Genomic DNA, 2816 nt, shown 5'->3' on the forward strand with positions numbered 1-2816 from the left:
AAAAACGAAACCATCGCCACGACGTAAAGCACCATGAAAATGCCGCCTTTGTAGTAGTAAAGGTGCCTTATTTTGGCTACTCCGTCCTCGATGCTCGTAACCTCGGTGTTTGGATAGACGTTTTGGATCTTTAGGGCCACTTCGCTGATCTCGTTTACGTTTGGTACCTCGACGTAGAGCCTCGTGTATTCGCCCTCTTTTAGGCTTAGCACTTCGCGCGCGGTGGCGGGATTCATATAGATGACGTCGTTTGAGACGATACCCGTTTCATGCGGCGCGGTTTTGTTGATCTTTATCGGGATCATTTTTTCTTCGGTTAAAAAGTTAAAAACATCCTCGTAATAAAGCTCCGCCATCTCTTTTTTCACGCCTTCGCCCACGATCATCTCGTTTTCGTCCAAATTTTCGTCGCCGACGATGTGAAACCAGACTCTTTTTTGCGCGAAATAATACTCTCCCTCGACCGCTCCCTCGACGCTAGCAACGCCGGGGATCTTTGAGACGTCGTAGATGTAGCCGTCGTGCATCAAGTCGCGTTTGCCCGCGCGCAGAGCTTCGACGACGACTTCCGGTTTTGAGCGGGTCAAATTTGTAAGGTCGCTTTGGATGGAGCTTGAGACGAAAAGAACCGCGCTCAAGATAAACACGATAAAGGCAAAGATAAAAAAGCTAAAAGCGTGATCGGCGCGGTCTTTATAGAGCAGCGTAACGGCGTAATCGATAAAATTTTTACTCGGCATAGACAAACTTCCCGTACTCTTTTGAAATAAAATTCGTCGAAATTTGCGCGTCTTTGACGGATTTTTGGATCAAATTTAGCTGAGCTTCCTTGCCGGCCCTATCAAAGCCTAGATAATGCGCCCCGATACAAAGGTAAAGAAGCGCAAAAAAGCCCGCTAAAACGCAGATGAGTCTCACATCAACCTCTCAACCAAAAGCGTAGTTATCTCGTCAAATTTGACGATCTGTTTGCCGCCGTGATCTTTGGCGAAGGTCTTAGCGTCCTCTTCGCTGGCAAACGGTATGAGCTCGTTACCCATAGGTCCGAGTACGTTTGAGCCGGTTACGTAGTAGGCGGTTCTAGCGTCGATTTTGTTTAGCTTGTAGTAGTCGCTAACGTAAATTTGATCGTCTTTTTTGCCTTTTTCGAAATAATACTTCATCATGTCCTTGACGCCGTCAAAGTAAAGCTCCTCTTTGCTTGTTTTCATCATCGTCGCCCACTGCGGGTTTTTGCCGATTAGCATACCGCAAACAGGGCAGCGCGCGCCTTTTGGCACGACGATCCTCTCGGCTTTTTGCGTTTTTTGCTTAGATTTTGAGGCTTGATCGCTCGTGCCTAAATTTGCCGGAGCGTCCCATAGATACAAAGCTGCGGCTTGCAAGTGCTTGTCGTACTCTGGAGCCTTGCTAGCGCCCTTTGCGTCGCATGTTTTTTTGAGATGGGCTTTTAGCTCGGAGATGGCTTTAAAGCTTTTTGGATCGGTTTTTTCGCAGTTTGCTTCGTAAAATTCCTTACCGTGCGCGTAAACGCCGCCCTCGCGTTTGGCTTTGATCATCTTGTTATCGCCCTCAAAGTCCTGTCCGGCAATCTCGTAAGCCTTAGCAAAATTCATTATCTCGCCGCCGTTTTCGGCCTGGAACTCTTTCGCGTCGGCCTCGGTTGAAAAGGCGTATTTGCTGTTTCTAGTCATCGTGCCGCCGATCTTGCTGCCGACGACGTAAAAGGCTTTATTTGCATCGATCAAATTTAGATTTTTCGTATCGACGACCTGCGCGTCGCTTGGGATTTTTCCCTCCGTTAGTTCGTATAGACAGTGTAGGGATGCTACTTGTTTGCCGTTATAAACGTGGTTTGTTTTATAAAATTTAACCAAATTCATGCCGCAAACGGCGCAGTACTCTTTATCCTCGCCGCTTCCTACTAGCGTAGCTTTACTTGGATCCACGCTTTGAAACATCGGCTTCATCTTGCCGGCCTGCTCGTTTGCTTCGGCTCCGAAAAGTAGCGCCGCTAGTAGCGCCGAACCCAAAATAGAACGTAAAATCATATTATCTCCTTAAATTATTTAGTTTTATTTGTTTCCGGTTTTAAAAACTCCGCATTCTCGCACGCGACTTTTAGGCCTTTTGCGCAGCTTTTGTCAAAGAGCTCTTTGGCTTTGGCGATATCGGCCGCTACGCCTTTGCCCTCGGCGTACATTATGGCTAGGTTGTTGCAGCCTTTGTCGTAGTTTAGGTTGCAGGATTTTTCGTAAAATTCTTTAGCTTTAGCGTAGTCTTGCTCCGTGCCTTGACCGAATGCATATAAAAAGCCGAGGTTATCGCAGCCGATACCCACGCCGCCAGCGCAGGCCTTTTCATAAAATGATTTTGCTTTAGCGTAGTCTTTTTCTACGCCCATGCCCTCAAGGTGCAGGTAGCCTAGGTTATTGCACCCCATCATATCGCCGTAGTTGCAGGCTTTAGTGTAGAGCGAGATGGCTTTTTTGATATCGGTTTTGACGCCCGCGCCGTTTGCGTAAAGAAGTCCTAGTGCGGTGCAGCCTTCGTCGTCTTGGCAGGCTTTTTCGTAGTATGCGGCGGCTTTAGCGAAGTCCTGAGTCGCGCCGTTGCCGCTTTCGTAGATGTAGCCTAGGTTGTTGCAAGCAAGCGCAAAGTTGGCATTGCAAGCTTTTTGGTATAAATTTATCACCTTTTCGTAATTTTTCTCCACTCCGCCCGTGCCTTCAAAATACACCACTGCAAGGTTGTAGCAGCCCGATGCCTTGTTTTCCTCGTGGCAGGCTTTTTCGTAGATTTCTATCAGCTTTTTA

General features: G+C 47.6%; 4 protein-coding genes. All 4 read right to left on the reverse strand.

What is annotated here, in order from left to right; genetic code table 11:
* Positions 1 to 740: ABC transporter permease (locus Q0338_RS04835; protein WP_298085769.1), on the reverse strand; the 740-nt coding region annotated here is incomplete at its 3' end.
* Positions 730 to 918 carry a hypothetical protein gene (locus tag Q0338_RS04840; RefSeq protein ID WP_298085770.1) on the reverse strand — a complete coding sequence of 63 codons (189 nt, stop codon included), beginning with the start codon at positions 916 to 918 and terminating at the stop codon, positions 730 to 732. The genes Q0338_RS04840 and Q0338_RS04835, both read right to left, overlap by 11 nt.
* Positions 915 to 2051 carry a nitrous oxide reductase accessory protein NosL gene (locus Q0338_RS04845; RefSeq protein WP_298085771.1) on the reverse strand — a complete coding sequence of 379 codons (1137 nt, stop codon included), beginning with the start codon at positions 2049 to 2051 and terminating at the stop codon, positions 915 to 917. The genes Q0338_RS04840 and Q0338_RS04845 overlap by 4 nt, the downstream gene beginning before the upstream one ends.
* Before the next feature lie 14 nt (positions 2052 to 2065).
* The coding region (locus tag Q0338_RS04850) for a tetratricopeptide repeat protein (protein WP_298085772.1) at positions 2066 to 2816 on the reverse strand (751 nt) is incomplete at its 5' end.

Origin of the sequence: uncultured Campylobacter sp., from assembly GCF_938018145.1 — a bacterium.
Lineage (GTDB): Bacteria > Campylobacterota > Campylobacteria > Campylobacterales > Campylobacteraceae > Campylobacter_A.